Source organism: Segatella baroniae B14 (assembly GCF_022024235.1).
Classification (GTDB): Bacteria; Bacteroidota; Bacteroidia; order Bacteroidales; family Bacteroidaceae; genus Prevotella; species Prevotella bryantii.
The window spans coordinates 1028098-1051887 of sequence record NZ_CP091799.1; the positions used below are offsets into that span (position 1 = coordinate 1028098).

Genomic DNA, 23790 nt, shown 5'->3' on the forward strand with positions numbered 1-23790 from the left:
AAACAACCTTTAAATAGAACAGAATAGCTAACACTGTAAGGAGCAACTCATTTCAAAATGAGTTGCTCCTTTTTTGATGTCTGCTCAAAAAAATAAGAAGAAAAACACACTTTATCTTATCTGTGAAGATAGACTGCACTTTTGATATTTACCTTTGCCATGTCAAAAATAAAATCAAAATATATCATGATTGTTGTATGGAACACGATGATTGAATTTTAACTAAAACATTTACATATGAAAACCTCAAAAAAATATTTCTATCTTTTTATGATGGCCATCATGACACTTGCCATCACGACATCATGTAGCAAAGATGAAGATGAGATTGACTCGACCTATCACTCTTTATTTGTAACATGCGACTATTTCATTGATATGCTGGACACAGTATATGAACGTTATGATGCATTTGGTAGCAAAGCCAAAGATACCAGTGATGGAAATTTTACCGTAACGCCAATAGGCAGGCTCATCATTGTTAAGAAGAAGACTTATGCTTCTTCCATTACCTATTCAAGCATAGAATCGGCCTTAAAGAGCCATTACAGCGGAAACAGAAAGGTCAACGATGTCTTTCATAATAGCGGTGGAACAATAACCATCGACTGTAGAAATTAATTTTCATAATATCCGTAAAAGAAAATACATATAGCATTAAATCTTCTGAAAAATGAAAAAGTATCTGATTATGTGCTTCATGGTTGCACTCTTAGCATCCTGTAGCAATAACAATCCTTGGGAGTACAAAGTAGTGAAAGTAGCCGGAATGCCAGCTGAAGAACTGGCAGAGTATGGCGCACTTGTCTATGGCGATCAAACAGCCATGCTCAATAAGATGGGCAAAGAAGGCTGGGAACTGGTCAGCACATATACTGAGACAGCTACAGAATTTCCGAACTTCGGTAGCCCAGACTACGTTACAGGCATCCGTGACAATACTAGAACAAGCGTGGTGAACTTTGTCTTCAAGAGACAGAGCGACGGAAAAAATGAGAATAACGCTAAACCAAAGAAGAAATAAAGATAGCTTCGGTTCTCATCATCTCGTTGATGATTCTATCGTCTTGTTCACATAAAGACGAGGCGATAGAACTATCACGGGATTTCTTTGCTTCATTATCCGACTCTACCTATGGAAAGCCCCATGATTTTTATCCCGATTATGACGCATTAGGCATTGAAGCAAAGTCTGACAATGTGGACATCGAGGCTTCTGATGTTACCGAAAAGAACGACTCTTTCACTGTTCGTTGCTATAATAACTATACCAATAGCGAGGGAACCTTCAAGCAGGACAGTGTTACCTTGTTCATTACGAAGAACAAGGATAAGCAGTACTACATCTATGACTCCAGAGGTCTCATTGAGATGGATAAGGATTTGGAATGGTTTGGAAAGGTCACTGGGGCTTTTAACAAGAGGCTGCCCAACGATCAGACATTGACAAAGCGTATCGAGCAAGTCAGGAGCATGATGTGGGACAAATTTGAAGAAGTTCGTGCGGAACTGGCTACCAAGGTGAAGATTGTCAACTGGTCTTGGGAAACAAGTTATAACGGTGAGGCTAATGGAGAAGGAAGGGTTGTCAACAATCTGGACTATTGCATTTCGGGAGTGAGATATCATGTGAACTACTATGACCGAAGGGGGCATTTTATGGCTGAGGACGATGGAAGTATCGACAAGACATTATATCCAGAAGAGAAATACGACTTCACCTTCTGGAGTTCTAATGCCAAATATCCGAATGCAGCAAATCTCCGTCTGGATTTTTCAGACAATATGGTTTTTGACTTGATCAAGGAACAGGCCTATATAGGCACGGAATTCCAAGAATACTTGAAACGCCAAAAGACCAAATAATCAGAAAGTCAAGTCGTTCATACATAAATTTTTCACGGAGCGAACATATTCAATAAGGATGGTAGGGTTAATACCTTGCCATCCTTTTTTGTAATATGATTAGTTTCCTATTATTTTCAAAATAAATATATCTGTGCAGATAGACTGCACTCATACATTTTACTTTTGCAGTATCAATAATTAAAATTTGGTATATGGGACTACTTCATTTTTTATTCGGAGCTTTGTTGAACAATAGAAAAAACAAAAAACAGAGCCAAAACAATCAGTCGAACATTTTTAATGACAGTTATCATCGTGCTTATGAGGATGGTTACGATGACTGTCGTATGAATCATAATGATGTCAGCCGTCAGAATGAATATGACTACCAAGATGATTGCGAGTGCGACTGCGAGTACGACAATAGTAGCTATGATGATTACGACTGCGGGTACGACAATAGTAGCTATGATGATTACAACTGCGGCTATGACAATAATAGCTATGATGGTTACGACTGCGGCTATGACAATAATTGTTCAGATTATTAAATATGAAAAAACTAATGATGTTTGTATTGATGCTTACCATCAGCTATGGTGCATCAGCTCAGAGAAAAACGGAAATCGTTGAACCAACAGTAAAAACGGTCAAAGACGATGGTATGGTACTCAAAAGAAAAGTTGCCATTGGTAGATTCTCTAACGAAACCCAGTATGCGAAGGGGATCTTCTATGACAAGGAGAATGATCCTATGGGGAAACAGGCACTAGACATTCTTTCGGCGAAACTTGCTGCTTCAGGCAAGTTCCTTTTGCTTGAACGTAGTGATTTAACCACTCTTCTAGAGGAATGCCAAAAAAGTGGTGGTGGTTCATCTACAATTGGCGCTGACTACATGATTATCGGTTCTATCACGGAGTACGGTCGTAAGAATACCGGAAAGAACGGCGTTTTTACTTCTCAGAAGACCCAGACTGTAGAAGCTGCTGTAGCGATTCGACTTGTTGATGTTTCCACAGGACTTATCATCTATTCTGATGAAGCGAAAGGTTCGGCAGAACTGACTACGAAGACATCCATGGGAATTGGAGGGCAAGCCAGCTATGATGCTACGCTGAGTGACAAAGCTATTTCTGAAGCTATCAACCAGCTCGTAGAGAATATTATTAATAAATGTACGAATAGTCCATGGAAGACGTATTTCCTATCTTATGATAACGATGCTGTTCTGATAGCAGGTGGAAAGAGTCAGGGGATCAAAACCGGAATGGTTTTCAATATTAAAACACAAGGAAAGAAGGTAAAAAATCCTCAAACAGGAATCATGATTACGCTTCCCGGCAAGAATGTAGGCACAGCAAAAGTTACCATGACTGGCGGTGATACTCCCGAGACTGAATACTCATTTGTTGAAGTAACTTCTTCCGAAACCATCGATTCTAATAACATGTCTAACTATATCATAGAACAAATAAAATGAAAAAGAGTCTACTATTTATTTTTGGTCTTGCACTATTGATGGCAGGCTGTAGAGCACACCTTCCCGTCACTCAACAAGGTGGTAAAGAAGATGTAGCCTATTTGCTGTTTGTAGGCCAGAAAGTTTATGGAGGAAAAGAAGTACAGGTGTCTGTTGATGATGCAGCTCCTTTTACTGCTAAAGTTGTCAAAGCCAAGAAAGCCAGCTATAAGGGAACACAGTATAGCGTTGCTACAGGTAGCAGAAACCTGAAGGTTACATGTGATGGTAAAACGCTGTATCAAAAGAAGATTTTTGTTTCCACCCAAGATGTTAAACAAATTATGCTACCATAACTATGAAAAGAATTATCTATATTGGCGTTATCGCGATTATGGCTCTGTCTGGTACATCATGTACGACGACCCAAACTTTGTACTCCTGGTATGACTACGCAGATGTATCATACGAATATAATAAAAAGCCTACTGAAGAACTAAAAATGAAAGTTCTTGAGCAATACAAAAAAATAACAGACAAGCAGAAAGGTGTTCGTGGCGTAGTACCTCCCGGTATGTATGCAGAATATGGATATCTACTCTACAAGACTGGAAAAAAGCAGGAAGGTATTGATTTCTTGAAGAAAGAGATTTCGCTATATCCAGAGTCTGAGAAATATATTTCACGCATCATTAAACAACTTGAAAAATGAAAAAGATCATATTATTCGCACTTGTTGCTATAACGTTAGCTTCATGCTCTACTCCCAAAACTATGGGAGAACAATATCCTGCCATGTATGAAGAAAAACCGATGAGCATTGCTATCATGCCACCGATCAATCAGACAACCCATGCGGAGGCAAAGGATTTCTTCTACACGACATTATACCTTCCTCTGTGTGAAAAAGGCTATTATGTCTATTCGCCTTATTTGACGATGGAAATGTATCAACAAGAAAGTGCTTATGATGCAGAAATGTTCTTGGATAAAGACATTTCCATGTTTCAGAAAGTACTAGGTGCGGATGCGGCGATGTTCACCATCATCAAAGACTGGCGCAGAAATAATATCGGAGGCAGTTTGCATGTTAACGTAGAATATATTCTTCGATCAACAAAGACCGGACAGACACTATATCAGCGAGAAGGTGATATCTCTGTAGATACAAGTATTCATGGTGGAAGTGGATTTGGAGCACTCGTGGGATTAATCGCAACTGCCATCAACACGGCTGCCACGGATAAAGTTGTTGCAGGACGTAAATGCAATGCTTTTGTTCTCTCTGACTTACCTGCTGGAAAATATTCTAAAATGTATGAGGTCGATAAAAAATCACCTGCCGGAAAACCTAAAGTTAAAGCAACTGTTAAATAGATACGTGTACTTGTGGGCGTACGTACATTTGCGCATGAATAAACACCACCAAGAGAAAGTTCTCCTGATGGTGTTTACTCGTTCTCTGCGCCTTATCACTATAAATTGCCTTATCGAGGACATAAACAAACTAGTTTTCAACCAATTACTACGTAAAGTTGGTTTCATTGCTACAAATCACTTTAATGACAATTTCAGAAAGAGTTTGATAATAATCCGGAGAAAATTTCATATCTTTGTTGCTGAATACATGCGTGTATCCGCATACATGTATGCGAAAAACTGCCAATTAAACGATGGCAAAAGTTGGTTATATTTTTTTGGCTGAAGGGGACGTCACCTATGAAGCCAACATTCAGTGGATGAAGGAACAATGACACAAAAGGCAAATATATACTATGCATGGATTGGAGGTTCGTGTGACTATGGTCACAAGGAACGGGCTGGAGCTGCAGCTGTAGTGATAGAAAGAAACGGAGACATCGTCATGAAGGATGTTATAGCCGACCTTCACACAACAGAGTTCCGCATGATGCTTACGCTCATGGTTAAGGTAATGCAAGAACTGCCAGATGGCTCTGACATTGTGTTCCTGACAAATGCTGCATACATCCAGAACTTCGACAAAGCCCCTACAGCAAAGTCGGCCAATGCAGACTTGATTGAGCAATGTATTGAGTTCAAAAAACGACATCACTCTGCCATGGTTTCGATTGTGAAATATCATAAGAGTCCTTTACTCATTGAGACGCACGATACATCTACCGAGGCGATGAAGGAGCGACGGAAAATAAAGACCAATTTAAAATTGACAGCAAGCATATGAGGCATTTGACTAATATATACGATATAGAACAAGCATTGGCAGACCATCGTATTTGTCTCTTTTACATCAAGGCACCTGATTGCGGTGTCTGCAACGTCATGCTCGACAAAGTCGAGTCAATAGTTACTCACTTCCCTACCCTTTGCTCCATTTATACGGATATCACCGAGGAACCATTGATTGCTGGGCGTTTTCTGGTTTATTCTGGACCAACGGTTCTACTTTTCATGGAAGGCAAAGAGGTGTATCGCACATCTGGATTCATCAATCTGGCAGAACTGGAAATAAGAATCAAAAAATATCAACAGGTATAACATAATAATAATGCCAAATGAAACTGAAAAAGCGAAAAATCAAGCATGCAAGCATCTTTATGCTTTGCTGGTTTGCTTTCCTGGTCTTCCTTGTGGATGGAGTCGTGAAATTCCAGACCTTGGTTGACTACTTCGGCTCGTATGCATGGGCAGAAACGGTATTGCTATTATTGGTCATCATTCCAACTTTGATAGTTTATAAATTCACAGAAGAGAAATGAAAAAGATATTATTCCTGCACGGATTCTTTGCCAGCGGTCAATGCGTACCTGCAGTAGCACTGAGAGAGGCATTCGAAGGGCGTGTTGAGGTGCTAACTCCCGACTTGCCAATACATCCACAGATAGCGATGGAACAAATCCGAGACATCTGTGACAGGGAACATCCCGACCTGCTGGTAGGCAACAGCTGCGGATCTTTTTATGCCCAGATGTTGGCACCCATAGTTGGCATCCCTGCTCTGCTTGGCAACCCACACTTCCAGATGACTAAATTTCTGAAAGAACGTATCGGAAAACATGAATACAAGGCACCACGCAAGGACGGCAACCAGCAATTTGTTATCGATGAATCCCTGATACAGGAGTTTGCAGAGTTGGAAACCGTTCAATTCCGCTATTGCAACCCCTACTACAAAGACAAAGTATGGGGATTGTTCGGTGAACAGGACACACTGGCTCACTTCGAGCCATTGTTTTTGGAGCATTACAACCATTCATTCCACTTTCCTGGTGCTCACACTCCTACGGCAGATGAAGTATGCACATGGTATGTCCCCTTAATCGAAAAGATGCTGATGAAATACCCGCTTTCTAAAGACGAATTTTCGCAAGATTTACTGAAATAGACAAATAATCAAAAATCCAGAACATATATGATTGACCAGATTATTGACTACAACAAAATTTTTGTAGAGAAAAAGGGCTACGAGAAGTATATTACTGACAAGTACCCAGATAAGAAACTTGCAGTACTCTCATGTATGGATACTAGACTAACCGAACTGCTTCCTGCTGCCCTCGGCTTGAAGAATGGTGATGCCAAGATTATCAAGAACGCTGGAGGTTTGGTCATATCTGCTTTCGACTCTGCCATGCGCAGCCTTATTGTAGCCATCTATGAGTTGGGGGTAAAGGAAATCATGGTGGTGGCACACTCGCATTGCGGAGCCTGTCATATGAGCTTTGACCATTTCCACCATGAAATGACCCGCCGTGGTGTAACAGACGAAACTATCGAAACCATACAGAAATGTGGAATCGACCTACATCACTGGCTGGAAGGATTCAAGGACACTCCTACATCTGTGAAAAAGACTGTAGATACCATCAAAAACCATCCACTTGTTCCGAAGGACATTGTGGTGCGTGGCTTTATTATTGACTCTGAAACTGGAGAACTTGAAGAAATACGATAATATGACTATACAAGAATTTAGAGATTATATGGCATCGGGCAAGCCCGTCGTTGGTGGTGGCGAAGTCCACATGATGTTTCATCAGTTGTCGCAAGAGGCACTGAAAATAACAGCTGAAATTAACGGCAGTTATCATACACCAGAGCAGCTTCACGATTTATTGGAACAACTCTGGGGTCGTGAAGTGCCTAAGACTGTCGGCTTATTCCCTCCTTTTCACACCGATTGCGGAAAAAATACCGTCATTGGTGAACGAGTATTCATCAACATGGGGTGTAAGTTCCAGGATCAGGGTGGTATCAACATTGATGAAGGTGCACTCATTGGACATAATGTCGTGCTTGCAACCATAAACCACGACCTTGACCCCGCCAAGCGTCAATGCATGAGTTATGCCCCCATCCACATTGGCAAGAATGTATGGATTGGAGCCAATGCAACAGTTCTTGCAGGTGTCACCATCGGTGATGGAGCCGTAGTAGCTGCAGGTGCTGTAGTAACTAAGGACGTAGAGCCGAATACTATAGTTGGTGGTGTGCCAGCCAAGGTCATCAAAAAGATTGAAGTGTAATCACATAAATCGGAATTTATGAATGCTTATTTTGACATATTAATAGAAATTGGGAAAATCGGAAATCTTCCGAAGAAAGATTATTTGATTGAACATTCTCTGACTGAAAGACTTTTTTTGTCTGAAGACTGGAAGATACTGAATAATGAAGATTTGATATATCTCTTCCGGGGGTTGGTTATTCTCGAAGAATATTGGTTTTCTGCGGGAATAAGGATTGGTTCTACAACAGATACAAAATTTGTTTATAGGGAAATTATTAACCGCCAATTGGACAATGACTATTCGATTGGAAACTGGGCTTTCGTTTTATCTTCAAACCCCTATGTGCCGCTTGACACGGGGAATAGGCATGGCGCACAAACCATATATGAGTATTTGGAATGGCAGTCTAATTTCCATAATAGGATTGCTACCGAGAAAGCAGATGCTGAAAAACGCCGAGAAGAGAACAAACGACTAAAAGCGGAAGCTCATGCAGAAAGGCTTAGGCGTAAAGAGATAAGAGATAAAGAGCTAGGATACAAAAAGTAAATTCCAATTTAGCAGATCAAAGAGTCAGAAAAAAGAAATCTCAATGATGATGAACAAAATAATTGCAAGTTAGCAATCACTGCCAACCATTTGAGCAACGTGGTGCGCCAACAGTCTAGACACTCGGTAATCCTTTCAGGTAGTTCGAGAAAACGATGTATTGTATTAAAGTTATTTCGACGAAAATAAAATAATGAGAAATGATAATAATCACCTAAAATCCTTGCTCTTTTCAATAGAATTTTATACTTTTGTGTCAAAATATAATATGGCATTTTATTATTAATGTAGACAAAATTCTACTCAATAAATCTCCTTAAGAACCACATAAGGAGATTGAAAGCTACGAAATTGTTCATAGGAACATGGTTACTGAAGGCTTTAATTCTACGATAAAGAAAGGATCATTGAAAATGAGTATGGAGTACTTGAGATTATTCCATGCTGGAAATGGTTGATTCTACAATAATGTGAATATTCTACATACAAAAATAGGATGCTTTTTAAAAATTTAAAGTATGACGAAAAGTATACTTCATTTTAACGGAGTCTGGAGAAGCTATCAGAAAAGGATTCTTGATGATTTGGATTTCCATCTGCGTGACAGTAAACTTCACATCGTTGCTGCACCGGGTGCCGGAATATGCTATTACCAACTCTAGCCGATTCCAGATGGTTATGATGCATGAACTATACAATTATTCGACACAAAAGTGTTGAATAAATATCACGTGCCATTAGCTGCCATTGCACATATACGCATGTAAAAACTCGCTAATTCTTAAACGATAATAAATACAAAGAACTATGAACTTATTAGAAGCAATAGAGGCACGCCATAGCGTGAGAAAATACATAGATAAGCCCATTCCACAGGACATCATCCACATGCTACAATCAAAAGTTGAAGAATGTAACAAGTTGGGGAATCTTCACATTCAGCTCGTCATCAACGAGCCAAAGGCATTTAAGGGAAAGATGGCTTACGGCACATTCAGCGGAGTGACTAACTACTTCGCCATGATAGGAATGAAAGCTGATGACCTTGCAGAACGTATAGGCTATTACGGAGAGCAGTTAGTTCTGCTTGCCCAGACTCTTGGACTCAACACTTGTTGGGTAGGTCTGACCTATAACAAAGTTAAGGAAGCCTACTCCGTTGATAAAAATGAAAAACTCTGTTGTATGATTGCCCTTGGATATGGTAAAGAACCAGGGAAAAACATGAAGCGTAAGACTGCCAAACAAGTGAGCAATATTAGCAACATCACACCTAAATGGTTCCAGGATGGAGTGGCAGCCGCCCTACTCGCTCCTACAGCCGTCAATCAGCAGAAGTTCCACTTCGAATATCTTGGAACTAACGATAACAACATTCACAGGGTTAAAGCAGAAAAAAACTTTTCTTTGATAGGTTATACCAAGATAGATTTAGGCATTGCCAAACTTCATTTTGAGATTGGAGCAGGAAAAGAAAATTTTGAATGGGTATAAAAAATATCTTTTTTTATCAGCAAGGTAACCACGAAGTGGGTGACCTTGCTGATAAAAGTTGGATAGACACAACCTATATAGCTTATTGGCATGAACGAGGCATGCAATAATAGATTTATAACAAGATAAATTTTAGGATAAAAATAACGGCAAGGACATACATCATCGGACTTATTTCGCGATACTTTCCATAAATAACTCGGATGCTCACATAACTGATAAAACCCATAAGAATACCATTGCTGATACTAAATGTAAGTGGCATTACAATTATGGTGATAAAAGCAGGAAAGGCATTGAATTTATCATTTAAATCAATATGTACCATTGTTTTCATCATCATATATCCTACTATAACTAACACAGGAGCTGTTGCTGCTGAAGGAATGGAGAGGAAGAATGGTGAGAGAAACAGCGATAAAAGAAAACAAATGGATACAACAAGTGATGTAACTCCAGTACGTCCGCCCGCACCAACACCAGAAGCACTCTCTACAAAGGTTGTTGTCGTACTAGAACCTAAACAAGCACCAAGAGTAGTAGCGACGGCATCAGCTGTAAGCATCGTTTCAAGTTTGGGAATAGAGCCATCTTTGTTTACCATACCTGCATTTTCACACACTCCTACAAGAGTTCCAAGCGTATCAAAAAGATCCATGAAAAGCAATGTAAACACAAGAATTATCATATCGACAGACATCAGTTTAGAGAAATCAAAGTGCATGGCAATAGGAGCTATCGAAGGAGGAGTGCAGAAGAAATCATGGATATGAGTAACCCCCATTGGTATACCTATTATGGTAGTAATAATAATACTAATAAGTATACCTCCTGTTACGTTTTTCATCAAAAGAACCTCCATAATTATTATGCCTATAATGGCCAATAGAGCCTGTCCATGAGTTATGTCGCCCAAACATATTAAAGTTGCATCGCTTGGCACGACAATACCAGCATTCTTAAGGCCAAGGAAAGCTATAAAAAATCCTATTCCCACACTAATAGCTTGCCTAAGCACTCTCGGAATAGCGTCAACTATCTTTTGGCGGATACCTGTTAACGAAATAAGTATAAAAATTATACCCTCTACTAATACTCCTGTCAATGCAAAACGCCAATCGTAACCTAAGCTGAGACAAACCGTAAAGACAAAGAAAGAGGCACAACCAATACCTGGAGCCTGAGCAAAAGGACGTTTCGCTAACGCCATGATAAAAGTACCCAAGGCAGATGTAAGTGCTGTGACCGTAAAAATTGCTGGATTATCCATACCTTGAGTAGCCAACGGTTTAAATAACGATGGTATAACAGCAAGAACATATACCATAGTAAGAAATGTAGTGAGACCAGCTAAAATTTCTGTTTGCAACCGATGTTGCTTGGAATCAAATCCGAATAATGACGCTATCATACTTTTATGTAGAAACATATTCTTAATATTTAGAATCTTTCTTCTTGGAATTCCTATCACTAGGAAAATTTTCTCGTGCAAAAGTACTCTAAATATTTCGATTAAGAAAATTTTTCAGCATAATTTTCCACAAACATTTCTATCGAATAGACATTAATTAATATCTCCCTGAATATCAGAGACTAAATATTTCAAGCTGTAACCATTTGTAAAAACTTTACCTCCCTGCTCTACTGTAAGTTTATCGATTGTGGTATCTGCCGTCAACAACCAAGTTACTCCCTTACGAACAGTTACATTCACATGTCCGTAGTTATCTTTTACCACTGTCCCTTCATATACTTTACAAGAATCGGTAGACAGGATAAGATTTCCTGTACCACCTTTGGTGTGCCATCGATTATAATACTCTACACGCATTAAAATCTTACTTGGTACATGCAGATCAGCATCGTTGAGGATAAGTGTGCCTGTAATATTAGTTGGAACTTCACACAGCGGTGCCTTACTATCGGTTAGTTTCAAACGAGAATGGTTTACCGTAATCTTACCATTATACCCTTCCGAATCACCTGAACCACTTTGCAATATCATCATTCCCCATCGACTATCACCCGATGTCATATCGGAGTTATTGATAGTTACACTGTTGTCACCCTCGATAACACAGATTTCACCTTGACGAGACTCTCCGGATATTTGGTTCGCTGTTATATGGCCCGTTGAATATAGCACGGCACAATCTTCCCCCGTACAGCTATAACTTCCTCCATAAACCGATATTGTTCCACCACCACGATCGGTGGCTACCACAGAAGAATTACGTCCCTCTGTGACTATATTCAAATTACGGGCGTTAATAATTCCGCCTCCCGTAGCATGGATACCACGTGAAAGACTCTTGGTATTGTGGACACTTACATTAGAGACATTTAGCGTTCCGCCATTATAGGCAAATAGAGCATTGGAACCTATGGCATCGGTGGTGACAGATCCTCCATCCATATTAATAATACTACCACTACCACTAACATATACAGCAGAATTAGTGCCATAGAAGCTGCTACCATCCGAATCTTTGCTGTCACCAGAAATCTTCTTGATATTAGCTTGAACTAACTGGAGTGTTCCACCTGTAACTTGAACGGCATTCTCATCAACTTTGGTAGAGGTCAATGTACCATTCTTGGTAGCCGTTCCCTCTGACTGGCTATACCCCGTTTCACTCTTACTACCTACAGACTCGCGACTTCCACCACCAGGCCAACCATGAGGACCTCCATGTGCACCTGATATCTGATGCCCATTCTGTGGAGGTTTCTGATCATTACGCTCCATCATAGATGGATTGCCGAGAAGAAATTCGCGAATGCTTCGCTGGGCATAGAAACGAGGTTTTATCTTGAGATAGCCCGAATACTGCTCTTCTGTAAGAATCTTCTTGAGTTTCTTCTCATATTTAGTTTGCTTAGCATCAAGATCAAGCGATGAAGTTGAGGTGCTCTTCCCAGGCCATCCTTGAGGACCACCTTGAGGACCGCCCTGACCACGACCGCCGCCAGGACCACCCATGCCTCCTCTTCCAAAACCACTACCAGGACTGTCCATGCCACCAGACATACCTCCGCCGAAACCTCCTGGTTGGCCGCCACCAGGACCACCTATACCATGAGAAGCACCATCAGGACCATCACCAGAAGGTTTGCTACTAGTAGATTTCAGACCAGTGCCATCGATGATGCTAGCATATTTTTTATTGAGCTTCTTCACTTTTTTCGCTTGTTTCGCATCAAGATGTAGATCGTTAATCATCAATGAATCTGCAACATTCACCGTAAAGGGAACGGGCATATTTACTGCCGCCCCCATATTCTTATGACCTTTACTCTGATTGGAATTCTGAGCCAAATTTACACTGGCACATAGCAGCATAGCTGCTATTATCACATTATTTTTCATCTACTTTTTTATTTTCAATCATAAAACATGCCGTAATATCAAATAGACAAATCAATAACGATGTCAATCACGGACATTTTAATTTTATGCAAAAATAGAGATGAGATGTGATTTTAAGAAATAATATCTATAAACTCCAAAATATTGTCAACCAAACACGTGCAAAAAGCAAAGAAGCCCCCATATAACCGTAGTCTTTAGCTAAAATGTGAGCTTGCCTGAACGGATATCATCTGCCATTTCAGGATAAGGCGCCATAGCAATAACTTTCTCATTATTGACTCCCTCATTCTTGGCATATGTTATTTCGGCAAACTCCGGCACTACATACTTTGGATAAGTGTCATATTTAAGACGGCTCTCTTCCATCTTTGCTATATAATCATTCTGGAAACATATAGTAATCTCAGGATGGTCGTGTACCCATTTTGGGAAAAAGATTACACCATGTACTTTATTTTCCTTCAACATGAAATTCAAACTAACATCAGTACCGGTTGGCTCTGTCCATGATACCTTATAAACATCATCTGTAAGCTTAACAATATCAGCTTTCTGATCTCGTACCCATCGGCCACCTACCATACCACTATGTATGCGATAGTCTACCGTAGATTCGTTCTTTACATAAAACTCATACTCCCAGCCATTAGCATAGGTATAAATAAAATGCATTCCTATAAATTTTTCCATACTTAAATCATTTAATTGAATTGAATTTATTTCTATTATTTATTTAGAGATTACTTGAAATGTTTAGAGGTACTTAATGTTCCTGAATAAACTTTGCGACCATTCCGGCTGCCTTTCTACAAGCAGACTCACCTGTAAAGCTATGATCTACACCGGCCAACAATCGGAGTTCACTATTCTGGTATACCTCATGATAGTGCTCGCTATAGGTGTAAGGTACTATCACATCCCATGTGCCATGCACTAAGAGTACCGGCCCAGTATACTGTCTTGCGGTCTCGTAAATCGGCAATGTTTGGGCTGTCATAAAGTAATCACGACCAATACGTAAACCTCTTGGACTGTCTACATATTCGGGAATATGATGAGGGTCGTAAATACTTCCCTGTGTACTTCCACGAAGGGCATCGTCGCGAAGTACTGCGGCCGGAGCACACAAAGCTATACTACGAATGGAACCTTTAAGCTGTCCGGCTACCATCGAAGTGACCACTCCTCCTTGCGAATGGCCAACCATACTGATATCACTCACCCAAGGCAACGTTAAAGCATAAGCGACTACATCCTTAGCATCCTCTATCTCGTTAAGAACTGTCATGTCTTGAAACTTACCCTCACTCTTGCCACAACCATTAAAATCAAAGCGGATACTAGCAATACCTTTACTCTGCAAGCTGTCGGCGATAGCCTTGAGCAAAGGACGTTCCTTATCTGATCCAAAGCCATGACAAATAACAACCAAACGCACTTTCTCCCCGCTCTTTAGCTTCGGAGCCTGCAATGTTGCAGCTAATTTGCCCTTGGAACCCTGTAAAGTAAAATTCTCTATTTTCTGGGCTTGCATAGGGAAAACGTAGCCCAAACATACTATAGCGATAGCTAACAATGTCTTTTTATTCATCATCTTTATCATTTTATGTTTCTTGATGCAAAATTAAAACATTATCTTTGCACCATATTTGCATATTAAGACAACTATTTAGCATTTTATGCCAATGAACGAAGAGCAAAAAAAATATCTTAAGAAAGTAAGTGAGGCTTCATCAGAAGAAATACTTATCAAGTACACAGGCAGAGAAGGAATGGATCTAGAAAAACATATCCATGAGCAATATCAAATAATATTCACTCTACAGGGAACCCTACATATTACTGTAGAAGACAAGATATATTTTGTACCAGAATGCCATATCTGCTGGATACCGGCTGGGAAAAGTCATTCCTTGTCAAGTAACAATAAAGCGATATCGCTTATAATTTATTATGTACCCCTTAAATTTCACCAAAACGATCAACGAAAAAAATTTGCCATTTTCAATACTAACCGATGGGCATCTGAAAATATGCATTATATATCAAGCATGAAGACTAAACTCAACGATTCTACTGATAAAGATACATATACATTTGCCCTGTCGTTCTTCAGGCAGATGCCTCTAGCCTGTAAGGCCTATGAAAGACCACTGAAAGGTATTATAGCAACACGGGATACTAGAATAGAACCAGCACTTAGCTATATAAATGAACATCTTCACGAAGATATACGGCTGGAGGATGTTGCACGAGCAGCCCATATGTCAATACGTACACTTAGCCGACTCTTTCATGACATCGGCATACGCTATAACAACTATCTGAATTATCAGCGCATCACCCATGCAATAGAATTGATGGCCGATGGCGGACTCAACATCAACGAGATAGCTTTAGAAACGGGATTCAGTTGTGCTGCAAATTTCAACCGCACATTCAAACAAATCATGGGAATGACGCCTACCGAACTCTTTAAGCGAAAATAGAACTGAATTTACTAAATTATTACTACCTTTGCAGTACATAATAAATCTAAGAATATTAATCTATGAATACAAGATATATGAAAAAAATGATTTCCATGGCTCTGCTGATTGCGGCGATGACTATGCCAGCTACAGCTCAGAAGAATACCCCTGCTGCAGTAATAGACTCTACTGACATCGATGCACTCTATGCCCAAAATCTGCTTAAACCGGGCGAAAAAGCTCCTAACTTCTCTCTGCCAGATTATCAAGGAAAGAAATATAATCTATATCAAGATACAAAAACTTATAAGGTTATCGAGTTTTGGGCTTCATGGTGTCCTGACTGCCGACGAGACTTACCAAAGATGAACGAAATTGTTAATACTTATCGCACTCCTCACTTCTATGGCATTTCATTTGATACAAACTCTGCAGCATGGCAGAAATGCTATTCTGAAACCTTTAAAGGGGGAAATATTGTAGAACTCTGCGAACTCAAGAAATGGAAAGAATCACAGGTATCTAAAGATTATCATATCAGTTGGCTTCCAACCTATTATATTTTAACCCCAGACAACAAAGTGGAATTTGCTACAGTAAGCATTGATAAATTGGCTCAAAAACTTGAGGAGTTGAAGTCTAAAATGAACGAATAGCATTGATACCTGTAAATATTCTGATTTTACCTAAATTATACGTACATGAGCAAAGAAAACAGACATACAGAAGAAAATCATATCTTTCGATATAAGCAGTTTACCATTACCCAGAATCATGCAGCCATGCGTGTGGGTACTGACAGTGATCTTTTAGGAACACTATCTGCTGGTGGTAACAACATTCTTGATATCGGAACTGGCACAGGTGTTCTATCACTGATGCTCGCTCAACGTTTTCCCAATGCTCAGATTCAAGCTATAGAAATAGACGAGAATGCAGTACTCGATGCAAAAGACAACTTTTTTGCTTCGCCCTTTGCCGACCGTATCAAATTGGAGCACATTGCATTTCAGGATTATATAAAAGAGGTGAAAGATACAATGCCCATCTATGACAGTGTAGTATGTAATCCACCCTACTTTGATAAAAGCTTGGAATGTAACAATCTAAGCAAGACAAGAGCACGTCACAGTTCAAGTCTGCCTTTTTCAATACTTATCAAGGGGGCTTATCAGCTCCTCAAGCCTGGGGGATTTTTCTCTGTATGTATTCCAAAAGAGGTACTAGAGGATTTTTCGGCTGAATGTACCATCGTAGGCTTCTCTCTTCAGGATATATACAAGATTAAGACAGTACCCGAAAAGGAGGCTAAACGATTTGTTCTAGTACACCGAAAAGGAAGAGAAAGAGCACCGCAAGAGCATGTATGCTGCATGCTGAACGAAGAACGCCAACGATCTACTTGGTATTTACAGTTGATGAAAGATTTTCACTTGGATCGATAAAAATCAACATTTAATCTTACTCTATAATTCTAAATAAGTATCTATATCACAATCTTGTCAAAATGATATTATATTTGTGCAAATATACAGAAATCATTTCAAAATATTAGATTATTTCGCTATCTTTGCATCAAATTATAACAATGTACAACATTATCAAATTATCAAAACAACATTATTAATTCATCATGAACGCTAAACTTAAAAAGACGTTTCTAACAGCCTGTTTGGCATCTAGCACGATGTTAGCTATGGCAACAAACACAAATGACAACCCATTAATGCACCCAAGCACACTCCCTTTTGGTGCACCTGATTTCAACAAAATTAAGTACGAACACTATCTTCCTGCACTACAGGCGGGTATCGCACAGCAGCGTGCTGCCGTAAAGCGCATTGTAGAGAACAAAGCAAAACCTACCTTTGCTAACACTATTCTCGCTTATGAAGAAAGTGGTAATCTGCTTGACCGTGTTTCTAGCATCTTCTTCTGCCTTACCAGTTCTGACAAAACAAAGGAAATCGCTGAAACCGAAAAGGCGATTATGCCTGAACTTACCGCTTTGGAAAACGAACTTTCGTTTAACCAAAAGCTCTGGGAACGTGTAAAATATGTTTACGACCACGAATATAAGAAACTGAAAGGCGAAGACAAACGACTTCTTGAAGAGACTTACAAGAGTTTTGTACGCTCTGGCGCCAACCTTGCTGCCGATAAGAAAAAGCGTATGGAAACGATTAACAACCGTATCTCTGAACTGCAGCAAGACTGGGGTAACCTGTTACCTGAGGCCACAAACAGTAGCGTGGTATGGGTGAATTCTAAAGAGGAACTCGCTGGCCTAAGTGATGCAGATATCGCTCAGTGTAAAAAAGACGCAGAGAGCCGTGGTAGCAAAACTCCTTACTGTATTGTTATTGTCAATACTACACAACAACCTATCTTGGCTTCGCTTGACAATCGTGAACTCCGCCGTCGCGTATACGAGGCTTCAGTACATCGTGCAGACGGTACCCGATCATTCAATACCTTCCCTATCGTTAGTGAGATGGCAAAACTTCGCGCTATGAAGGGTGAACTCATGGGCTACAAAGACTATGCTTCTTATTCGCTCGATAAGACAATGGCGAAAAACACGAATAATGTGTATGCTTTCTTAAAGAATCTTATCGCTTCTTACAAACCTATAGCTGATGCAGAAACTGCAGAAATAGAAAAATATGCTCAAAAGTCTATGGGCGCCGACTTTAAGCTTCAGCCTTACGATAGATTCTACTATTCTGCTAAGATGAAGAAGGAGAAATATAATCTCTCTGAAGATGATGTAAAACCATATTTCAATGTCGACAGTGTACTGGTTAATGGTGTATTCTATGCAGCTCATCGAGTATATGGCTTGAACTTTAAGCCTCGTACAGACATTCCTACCTATCACCCTGACATGAAGGTGTTCGAGGTAAGCGACAAGAATGGCAAAACTATCGCCCTCTTCTATGTAGACTATTTCCGTCGCCCTACCAAACGCGGTGGTGCATGGATGAGTTCTTTCGCAAAACAAAGTACGTATCGCCATCAGTTACCTCTTATATATAATGTATGTAATATGGCCAAAGCACCAGAGGGACAGCCTTCACTGGCCAGCTGGGATGAAGTATGTACAATGTTCCATGAGTTTGGTCATGCACTACATGGCATTCTGAGCAACTGTAAATATAATACGCTAAGCGGTACTGCCGTACCTCGCGATTTCGTGGAAATGCCATCACAATTTAATGAAAGCTTTGCTCCTATTTCTGAGGTATTCGACCACTATGCAAAGCATGCTACAACAGGTCAGGCTATGCCTGCTGACTTAAAGGAAAAAATGCTAAGCTCTATCAATTATCAGGCAGCCTATGCTCTCGGTGAGAATTTGGCAGCAACATGTCTTGATATGGCTTGGCATGTATTACCTTCAAAGGATGTACCTTTAGCTAGCGAAGCAAATGCTTTCGAAGCAAAAGCGCTGAAAGAAATTGGATTGCTAGATAGTCAAGTTCCACCAAGATACTCTACTTCTTACTTCAATCATGTTTGGGGTGGCGGTTATGCTGCAGGTTACTACAGCTATCTCTGGACTGAGGTCTTAGCTGTTAACATTGCTAATTTCTTTGAGAAAAATGGTGCACTGAAGCCTGCTACTGGTCAGGCCATGCGCGATAAGATCTTAAGTAAAGGTTACACTGTAGACTTGATGAAGGCTTTCTCAGACCTCACAGGTTTAAAGGCTCCTGATGCTTCTGCGCTTCTCAAAGCTAGAGGTATGTAAGAATGATTTATTAGATCATATAAAAACAACCTATAAGCCTTTGTTATCAAACGGGCTTACATCTATAAATACTCTGTCAAACTTTGGCAGAGTATTTTTTTGGTTACTCTACAGCATACTTTTAAAACTGTTAAAGAACAACATTCCTAATTCTTAAAAATGTTAATTTTAAAAGTTTAAAATCTTAAAATTAACCAGTTAGCTGATAAAACTATCAACTTTACTTAAATATTTTGCATTATCAGGGAGTTATTTCTATATTTGCAATGTCAATCAAAGATGATAGACATGCTATCAAAGGGATGATAGTTTTGCATTTTCCATATAAGAATTATATAAATACGAATATTGAAAACACTTAGATCTTCATAGGATTAGTTTTTTTAAGGTAATAAGATTGATGGGAATCAACGATAACTTCAAAAAGTTAATAGATTAGTAAAAAACAAATTATTGATTTGGTAAAACGTAAAAAATGACTTTGGAGCATTTCGTATTTTAGCGAAAATACGAGATGCTCCATTTTTTTACAACATCATGTTAGTAAAAATTAATTCTGCTCAGCTACACCCAAAGTAAGGTCTGTACTTTGAAAAGCCTTAGCTGTAGTACCTGCAGGCATATTGAGAGCTTTATCTATATTAGCACAAAGATTCGCACTAACGAGAGACAATACGGCTAAACCCTCAAGAGGCTGATACTTATTCTCATTAAATTTCTTGATGAATTCGTTAAAAAGTTCTTCACCAACTTTTGCCATTTCTGGAGTAATAGTCACTGACTGTTCGTTGTTATTGTTTTCCATAATTTAAATTGATTTTATTAGTACGGTTAACAAAGTTAGCTAAAAATTGCCAATAACAAGAAAACTATAGCCACTTTTTTGCTAATGTTACTCAAAATAGTTATCTTTGCGTTCCCATAAAACAATGAACAATGGAAAAAAAAGAAAGAATACGTGAATTGCTCGAAGAAGCTCTCCCACTCGTTGATTTAGATTCTGAATTTCTCTTCAGTGAGCTCGACTCACTGGGCATCACCACTATACTGATGCTGCTCTCTGAGGAATATCACATCTGCTTGGAATCAGAGGATGTGACACCCAAAAACTTCAAAAACTTAGAGAATCTCACCAAAATGGTTGAGAACAAATTACAACAATAATCTTGTTATGTGTTGAATACAAGATTGATACAAGTTTTTTCAAGATCAAAATTACAAGATTACTTATTATTGCTCGGTCCGAATAATTGAATTCATGATAGAAGACTATATTAAACTTTTCGCTGAAAAACAACCTCAAAAGATTGCTATAATATGTGATAGACAAAAGGTAACTTATGAGCAACTATACGATAAGATAAAAAAACGCGCAGCAGAAATATGTCAGCGCTTTGCTACAAATAAGCATCAACAAGCTTCGCTGTCATCTCATCGTGCGATTGTTTTTAGAAGTAGTCAGACCATCGATTTTCTGGTAACCTATTTTGCTATTCATCTCAGTGGAAACATTGCTGTTCCTCTTGAGAAGGATGCTACCGAAGAGACTTTTTCGACCATTCAAAAGCAAGTGGAGCACATGATATTCCCAAAAGAAGTGGCCGATATTCTTTTTACTACGGGCACAACAGGAAAATCTAAGGGTATTATGATTAGTCATCGCGCAATACTTGCAAATGCAGATAATCTAAAAGAGGCTCAAGGATTCAACAAAGATCTAGTCTTTATTATCAGCGGACCACTCAACCATATCGGCAGTCTTTCTAAAGTGTATCCTACACTAATGTGTGGTGCTACCCTCTATCTGCTTCAAGGAATGAAAGACCTAAACGCTTTCTACACAGCTCTTGACTATCCTTGCAGTAAGATGGCCACTTTCCTCGTTCCAACCAATATTCGTATCTTGCTGACATTCAGTAGCAATCGCCTGCATACTTATGCCCACAAAATAGATTTTATCGAGACGGGAGCTTCAGCTATCTCACAAAAAGATCTTGATTTACTTCGCAAAACACTTCCTACTTCACGTCTCTATAATACTTATGCTTCTACAGAAACGGGCATTATCGCTACCTATAACTTCAACACCCCGGAAAGTAAAGCTAACTGTCTGGGAAAAGCGATGAAACATTCTCACTTCTTCATTACTGCAGAAGGTAGAATAGCCTGTCAGGGAGACACACTGATGTTGGGATATGTTGGCGATGAAGAGATGACACGACTCGTTTTGAACAATGGTACCATCTATACTTCTGACAATGGAGAAATAGACAGCGAAGGGCGTCTACATATGTTAGGAAGACAAGACGATGTCATTAATATAGGTGGTTACAAAGTTGCACCTACTGAAGTAGAGGACGTTGCACTGTCGCTACCCGATATCAAGGAGTGTATCTGTATTGCTGCCGAACATCCAGTTATCGGGGTCGTAACCAAACTCTTGATTGTCAGCGAGAAAGACGAAATCGATAAAAAATCAATAGCCCGTTTTATTGCCAGCAAACTAGAATCGTATAAAGTACCTATATACTATGAAAAGGTAGATAAGATAGAGCGTACCTTTAACGGTAAGCTCAATCGCAAATACTATCGATAAAGCAGAGTTGCGCTTCAAAATTGTTATCCGAAAGATAGTCTATACTACCTACAATAGCTTTTGTTATTGGAGCATCACTTGAGAGCATGCTTTGCGCTTCACGCAATAATGCAGTAACATCTTGATTATCATGAAGCAAACAGAAAGAAGTTTCACCATGATACCCCTGGCGAATAGCAATTTCTCCGGTTACCATATTCGGCAAAGTATACGTAAAAAGATGTGGACTAGGAATATCTTGCATGGAAAGCGCATAACTTTGGTCAGTAGAGATAGATCCATACTTGCTATATAATAGAATGGCTGTATCTTCTCCACTCTGTCCGGCAAAAGACGAAGCAGAAGTAACCTCTACAGAAGAATCCTTCCGGACAGCATGAAGAAGAAGCTCAGATGCAACAAACCCTAGTTTACTTAGATTATCCATTTTGTAAAAACGAGGATAATTGCCTATTTCAGATTTATATACTTGTTTTAGAAAGGAAATACCCATTTCAGACAATGGCTCGTTGGCATCCTCAAGAGCAATAGTATAGTCTTGTCCATCCAACTCAATATGCTGATTTCGGATACTCAACCGATGCTTAACAGTAAACGATCGTTTAACAGATGAGCTTTCAGGTTTAATAACAGCTCCTTTAGCTACTAATATTGCCGCATTACAACCACCAAAGCCCGCAATTGTCTTCAGAAAAGCCTGCTTATCTGTAGTCGTATTCTGAGTCACAATATTCACACGTCTACTGACACCAAGTTCATCAAATCCTTTGGTGGCCAATACGGTATGATCATCTACAGCCATACGAGTAATAATGATATCGAGCACGCCTGTAGCACCCATCGTATGACCATAATAAGCTTTAAGTGAATTAGCAGGGATATCAGCAAGTCCTTCGTGAGATAAAGCTACAGCCTCCATTTCATCATTAAACAATGTTGATGTACCATGTGTATTAACACATGCAAGTATTTCTGCAGGATAATCCTCCATCGTACGATGAATAGCCATAGCCAAACCAGTAGCCTTAGGCGAAGGTGCCGTCTGATGGTAAGCATCATTACGTACTACTCCCGAAGCAAGATACCAATGATCCGGATGCCAATCGGCCTTATGAAGAATCACAGTAGCAGCAGCCTCTCCCAAATTTAATCCGTTTCGATCTATGTCAAAAGGACGACACGGAGAAGCTGATAAGGCTTTAAGCGACTGAAAACCTGAAATAGTAAAAGATGACTGTACATCACATCCACAGACAATAACATAATCATACGCATCACACGCTATGAAGCGCTTTGCCACAAGTAGAGCATGCACACCCGAAATGCAAGCATTGCACACTACCTGAGGAGTAGATGTAATACCTAACTTCTGGGCTATTACATGAGCACTATTAACCAAGCTAACACGTTCAACATCAGGAAGTAATTCTATATTACCTTTAGTAGAACTTAAGATGAATAATGTACGACTAGAGGTAATATCAAAATCTGTCCCATCAGGTATTTCACGTATAGCACCCTGAACAGAACGAACAGCCATCTTCTCAAATCTGCTAAGTCCTAAAAAAGATGAGCTATCTTCCCAAAACTTTTCGGGCATCAACGATGCAGTAAATGCAAAATCAAGATTAAACTTATGTTCATACTTCTGCAGACCAGTGACACCCGCCTTTACATTTTCATAGTTCTCCTTTGAGGAAATACCCAAAGGAGAAATGATATTATCTGCTATGATTTCTATCATCATCTTAAC

29 protein-coding genes are annotated in these 23790 nt (G+C 39.5%); 23 read left to right on the plus strand and 6 right to left on the minus strand.

The features are described from left to right. Positions 1-237 precede the first annotated feature (237 nt). From L6469_RS04330 to L6469_RS04410, 17 genes are all read left to right on the plus strand, one after another. Positions 238-621 carry a hypothetical protein gene (locus tag L6469_RS04330; protein ID WP_006282638.1) on the plus strand — a complete coding sequence of 128 codons (384 nt, stop codon included), beginning with the start codon at positions 238-240 and terminating at the stop codon, positions 619-621. Positions 622-673: 52 nt separating this feature from the next. Beyond that, positions 674-1024, plus strand: a complete 351-nt coding sequence (locus tag L6469_RS04335; protein WP_039870568.1) for a DUF4177 domain-containing protein — start codon at positions 674-676, stop codon at positions 1022-1024. Positions 1025-1053: 29 nt separating this feature from the next. Then, complete coding sequence (locus L6469_RS04340; protein ID WP_039870570.1) at positions 1054-1866, plus strand: hypothetical protein; 813 nt, start codon at positions 1054-1056, stop codon at positions 1864-1866. 194 nt (positions 1867-2060) lie between these two features. Further along, a complete protein-coding gene (locus tag L6469_RS04345) occupies positions 2061-2399 on the plus strand; it encodes a hypothetical protein (RefSeq protein WP_006282640.1) in 339 nt (112 codons plus the stop codon). Positions 2400-2401: 2 nt separating this feature from the next. Continuing rightward, positions 2402-3331 (plus strand): CsgG/HfaB family protein, encoded by a 930-nt coding sequence (locus tag L6469_RS04350; RefSeq protein WP_006282641.1) that lies wholly within the window; start codon positions 2402-2404, stop codon positions 3329-3331. Continuing rightward, positions 3328-3666, plus strand: a complete 339-nt coding sequence (locus L6469_RS04355) for a hypothetical protein (RefSeq protein ID WP_006282642.1) — start codon at positions 3328-3330, stop codon at positions 3664-3666. The genes L6469_RS04350 and L6469_RS04355 overlap by 4 nt, the downstream gene beginning before the upstream one ends. 2 nt (positions 3667-3668) lie before the next feature. Continuing rightward, on the plus strand, positions 3669-4022 hold the full coding sequence (locus L6469_RS04360) for a DUF4810 domain-containing protein (RefSeq protein ID WP_006282643.1): 354 nt from the start codon (positions 3669-3671) through the stop codon (positions 4020-4022). Then, positions 4019-4687 (plus strand): GNA1162 family protein, encoded by a 669-nt coding sequence (locus L6469_RS04365; RefSeq protein WP_006282644.1) that lies wholly within the window; start codon positions 4019-4021, stop codon positions 4685-4687. Before L6469_RS04360 ends, L6469_RS04365 begins: the two co-directional genes overlap by 4 nt. Positions 4688-5060: 373 nt before the next feature. Then, positions 5061-5513, plus strand: a complete 453-nt coding sequence (locus tag L6469_RS04370) for a hypothetical protein (protein WP_050787932.1) — start codon at positions 5061-5063, stop codon at positions 5511-5513. Further along, a complete protein-coding gene (locus L6469_RS04375) occupies positions 5510-5827 on the plus strand; it encodes a thioredoxin family protein (protein ID WP_006282645.1) in 318 nt (105 codons plus the stop codon). The genes L6469_RS04370 and L6469_RS04375 overlap by 4 nt, the downstream gene beginning before the upstream one ends. A 17-nt stretch (positions 5828-5844) precedes the next feature. Further along, entirely contained in the window at positions 5845-6048 is a 204-nt protein-coding gene (locus L6469_RS04380) for a hypothetical protein (RefSeq protein WP_006282646.1), read from the plus strand. Next, positions 6045-6674, plus strand: a complete 630-nt coding sequence (locus L6469_RS04385; RefSeq protein ID WP_006282647.1) for a YqiA/YcfP family alpha/beta fold hydrolase — start codon at positions 6045-6047, stop codon at positions 6672-6674. The genes L6469_RS04380 and L6469_RS04385 overlap by 4 nt, the downstream gene beginning before the upstream one ends. Positions 6675-6701: 27 nt before the next feature. After that, on the plus strand, positions 6702-7244 hold the full coding sequence (locus tag L6469_RS04390; RefSeq protein ID WP_006282648.1) for a beta-class carbonic anhydrase: 543 nt from the start codon (positions 6702-6704) through the stop codon (positions 7242-7244). 1 nt (position 7245) lies between these two features. Next, positions 7246-7815, plus strand: coding sequence for a DapH/DapD/GlmU-related protein (locus tag L6469_RS04395; protein WP_006282649.1), 570 nt, complete (start codon positions 7246-7248; stop codon positions 7813-7815). Positions 7816-7833: 18 nt separating this feature from the next. Beyond that, complete coding sequence (locus L6469_RS04400; protein WP_006282650.1) at positions 7834-8349, plus strand: hypothetical protein; 516 nt, start codon at positions 7834-7836, stop codon at positions 8347-8349. Positions 8350-8867: 518 nt separating this feature from the next. Beyond that, positions 8868-9011 (plus strand): hypothetical protein, encoded by a 144-nt coding sequence (locus L6469_RS04405; protein ID WP_155815428.1) that lies wholly within the window; start codon positions 8868-8870, stop codon positions 9009-9011. Positions 9012-9156: 145 nt separating this feature from the next. Continuing rightward, positions 9157-9843, plus strand: coding sequence for a nitroreductase family protein (locus L6469_RS04410; protein WP_006282651.1), 687 nt, complete (start codon positions 9157-9159; stop codon positions 9841-9843). Between the two features lie 115 nt (positions 9844-9958). On the opposite strand, the gene L6469_RS04415 is transcribed toward L6469_RS04410, so the two are convergent. The 4 genes from L6469_RS04415 to L6469_RS04430 all read right to left on the minus strand — a co-directional run bounded on the left by L6469_RS04415 (position 9959) and on the right by L6469_RS04430 (position 14810). Next, complete coding sequence (locus L6469_RS04415) at positions 9959-11254, minus strand: NCS2 family permease (RefSeq protein ID WP_074803122.1); 1296 nt, start codon at positions 11252-11254, stop codon at positions 9959-9961. A gap of 153 nt (positions 11255-11407) precedes the next feature. Then, entirely contained in the window at positions 11408-13213 is a 1806-nt protein-coding gene (locus tag L6469_RS04420; RefSeq protein ID WP_006281075.1) for a hypothetical protein, read from the minus strand. Positions 13214-13414: 201 nt separating this feature from the next. Then, entirely contained in the window at positions 13415-13906 is a 492-nt protein-coding gene (locus tag L6469_RS04425) for a phenolic acid decarboxylase (RefSeq protein ID WP_006281076.1), read from the minus strand. A 73-nt stretch (positions 13907-13979) separates the two neighbouring features. Next, positions 13980-14810, minus strand: a complete 831-nt coding sequence (locus L6469_RS04430; protein WP_206535957.1) for an alpha/beta hydrolase family protein — start codon at positions 14808-14810, stop codon at positions 13980-13982. A gap of 91 nt (positions 14811-14901) precedes the next feature. Between L6469_RS04430 and L6469_RS04435 the strand changes: the two genes are divergently transcribed. The 4 genes from L6469_RS04435 (at position 14902) to L6469_RS04450 (ending at position 19441) form a co-directional block, all read left to right on the plus strand. Continuing rightward, positions 14902-15705 carry an AraC family transcriptional regulator gene (locus L6469_RS04435; RefSeq protein WP_006281078.1) on the plus strand — a complete coding sequence of 268 codons (804 nt, stop codon included), beginning with the start codon at positions 14902-14904 and terminating at the stop codon, positions 15703-15705. 62 nt (positions 15706-15767) lie between these two features. Beyond that, complete coding sequence (locus L6469_RS04440; protein WP_006281079.1) at positions 15768-16343, plus strand: TlpA family protein disulfide reductase; 576 nt, start codon at positions 15768-15770, stop codon at positions 16341-16343. A 45-nt stretch (positions 16344-16388) separates the two neighbouring features. Then, entirely contained in the window at positions 16389-17132 is a 744-nt protein-coding gene (locus L6469_RS04445) for a tRNA1(Val) (adenine(37)-N6)-methyltransferase (protein WP_006281080.1), read from the plus strand. 188 nt (positions 17133-17320) lie between these two features. Continuing rightward, a complete protein-coding gene (locus L6469_RS04450) occupies positions 17321-19441 on the plus strand; it encodes a M3 family metallopeptidase (protein WP_027452808.1) in 2121 nt (706 codons plus the stop codon). Positions 19442-19991: 550 nt separating this feature from the next. Here L6469_RS04450 and L6469_RS04455 read toward each other — a convergent pair. Beyond that, entirely contained in the window at positions 19992-20246 is a 255-nt protein-coding gene (locus tag L6469_RS04455; RefSeq protein ID WP_027452809.1) for a hypothetical protein, read from the minus strand. 131 nt (positions 20247-20377) lie between these two features. Here L6469_RS04455 and L6469_RS04460 point away from each other — a divergent pair, with 131 nt between their 5' ends. Further along, positions 20378-20605, plus strand: a complete 228-nt coding sequence (locus L6469_RS04460; RefSeq protein WP_006281083.1) for a phosphopantetheine-binding protein — start codon at positions 20378-20380, stop codon at positions 20603-20605. Positions 20606-20699: 94 nt separating this feature from the next. Beyond that, positions 20700-22037 carry a class I adenylate-forming enzyme family protein gene (locus tag L6469_RS04465; protein WP_006281084.1) on the plus strand — a complete coding sequence of 446 codons (1338 nt, stop codon included), beginning with the start codon at positions 20700-20702 and terminating at the stop codon, positions 22035-22037. Here L6469_RS04465 and L6469_RS04470 read toward each other — a convergent pair. Then, entirely contained in the window at positions 22015-23784 is a 1770-nt protein-coding gene (locus L6469_RS04470; protein ID WP_006281085.1) for a beta-ketoacyl synthase N-terminal-like domain-containing protein, read from the minus strand. The genes L6469_RS04465 and L6469_RS04470 overlap by 23 nt on opposite strands. Positions 23785-23790 lie beyond the last annotated feature (6 nt).

What these genes read in the sequence shown, in the direction of transcription:
- L6469_RS04400 (WP_006282650.1), top strand. Translation starts at nt 7,834, where the DNA reads ATGAATGCTTATTTTGACATATTAATAGAAATTGGGAAAATCGGAAAT.
- L6469_RS04455 (WP_027452809.1), bottom strand. Translation starts at nt 20,246, where the DNA reads ATGGAAAACAATAACAACGAACAGTCAGTGACTATTACTCCAGAAATG.
- L6469_RS04435 (WP_006281078.1), top strand. Translation starts at nt 14,902, where the DNA reads ATGAACGAAGAGCAAAAAAAATATCTTAAGAAAGTAAGTGAGGCTTCA.
- L6469_RS04415 (WP_074803122.1), bottom strand. Translation starts at nt 11,254, where the DNA reads ATGATAGCGTCATTATTCGGATTTGATTCCAAGCAACATCGGTTGCAA.
- L6469_RS04335 (WP_039870568.1), top strand. Translation starts at nt 674, where the DNA reads ATGAAAAAGTATCTGATTATGTGCTTCATGGTTGCACTCTTAGCATCC.
- L6469_RS04450 (WP_027452808.1), top strand. Translation starts at nt 17,321, where the DNA reads ATGAACGCTAAACTTAAAAAGACGTTTCTAACAGCCTGTTTGGCATCT.
- L6469_RS04470 (WP_006281085.1), bottom strand. Translation starts at nt 23,784, where the DNA reads ATGATGATAGAAATCATAGCAGATAATATCATTTCTCCTTTGGGTATT.
- L6469_RS04345 (WP_006282640.1), top strand. Translation starts at nt 2,061, where the DNA reads ATGGGACTACTTCATTTTTTATTCGGAGCTTTGTTGAACAATAGAAAA.
- L6469_RS04385 (WP_006282647.1), top strand. Translation starts at nt 6,045, where the DNA reads ATGAAAAAGATATTATTCCTGCACGGATTCTTTGCCAGCGGTCAATGC.
- L6469_RS04330 (WP_006282638.1), top strand. Translation starts at nt 238, where the DNA reads ATGAAAACCTCAAAAAAATATTTCTATCTTTTTATGATGGCCATCATG.
- L6469_RS04365 (WP_006282644.1), top strand. Translation starts at nt 4,019, where the DNA reads ATGAAAAAGATCATATTATTCGCACTTGTTGCTATAACGTTAGCTTCA.
- L6469_RS04355 (WP_006282642.1), top strand. Translation starts at nt 3,328, where the DNA reads ATGAAAAAGAGTCTACTATTTATTTTTGGTCTTGCACTATTGATGGCA.
- L6469_RS04445 (WP_006281080.1), top strand. Translation starts at nt 16,389, where the DNA reads ATGAGCAAAGAAAACAGACATACAGAAGAAAATCATATCTTTCGATAT.
- L6469_RS04420 (WP_006281075.1), bottom strand. Translation starts at nt 13,213, where the DNA reads ATGAAAAATAATGTGATAATAGCAGCTATGCTGCTATGTGCCAGTGTA.
- L6469_RS04405 (WP_155815428.1), top strand. Translation starts at nt 8,868, where the DNA reads ATGACGAAAAGTATACTTCATTTTAACGGAGTCTGGAGAAGCTATCAG.
- L6469_RS04395 (WP_006282649.1), top strand. Translation starts at nt 7,246, where the DNA reads ATGACTATACAAGAATTTAGAGATTATATGGCATCGGGCAAGCCCGTC.
- L6469_RS04380 (WP_006282646.1), top strand. Translation starts at nt 5,845, where the DNA reads ATGAAACTGAAAAAGCGAAAAATCAAGCATGCAAGCATCTTTATGCTT.
- L6469_RS04440 (WP_006281079.1), top strand. Translation starts at nt 15,768, where the DNA reads ATGAATACAAGATATATGAAAAAAATGATTTCCATGGCTCTGCTGATT.
- L6469_RS04425 (WP_006281076.1), bottom strand. Translation starts at nt 13,906, where the DNA reads ATGGAAAAATTTATAGGAATGCATTTTATTTATACCTATGCTAATGGC.
- L6469_RS04410 (WP_006282651.1), top strand. Translation starts at nt 9,157, where the DNA reads ATGAACTTATTAGAAGCAATAGAGGCACGCCATAGCGTGAGAAAATAC.
- L6469_RS04460 (WP_006281083.1), top strand. Translation starts at nt 20,378, where the DNA reads ATGGAAAAAAAAGAAAGAATACGTGAATTGCTCGAAGAAGCTCTCCCA.
- L6469_RS04430 (WP_206535957.1), bottom strand. Translation starts at nt 14,810, where the DNA reads ATGATGAATAAAAAGACATTGTTAGCTATCGCTATAGTATGTTTGGGC.
- L6469_RS04350 (WP_006282641.1), top strand. Translation starts at nt 2,402, where the DNA reads ATGAAAAAACTAATGATGTTTGTATTGATGCTTACCATCAGCTATGGT.
- L6469_RS04390 (WP_006282648.1), top strand. Translation starts at nt 6,702, where the DNA reads ATGATTGACCAGATTATTGACTACAACAAAATTTTTGTAGAGAAAAAG.
- L6469_RS04340 (WP_039870570.1), top strand. Translation starts at nt 1,054, where the DNA reads ATGATTCTATCGTCTTGTTCACATAAAGACGAGGCGATAGAACTATCA.
- L6469_RS04465 (WP_006281084.1), top strand. Translation starts at nt 20,700, where the DNA reads ATGATAGAAGACTATATTAAACTTTTCGCTGAAAAACAACCTCAAAAG.
- L6469_RS04370 (WP_050787932.1), top strand. Translation starts at nt 5,061, where the DNA reads ATGACACAAAAGGCAAATATATACTATGCATGGATTGGAGGTTCGTGT.
- L6469_RS04375 (WP_006282645.1), top strand. Translation starts at nt 5,510, where the DNA reads ATGAGGCATTTGACTAATATATACGATATAGAACAAGCATTGGCAGAC.
- L6469_RS04360 (WP_006282643.1), top strand. Translation starts at nt 3,669, where the DNA reads ATGAAAAGAATTATCTATATTGGCGTTATCGCGATTATGGCTCTGTCT.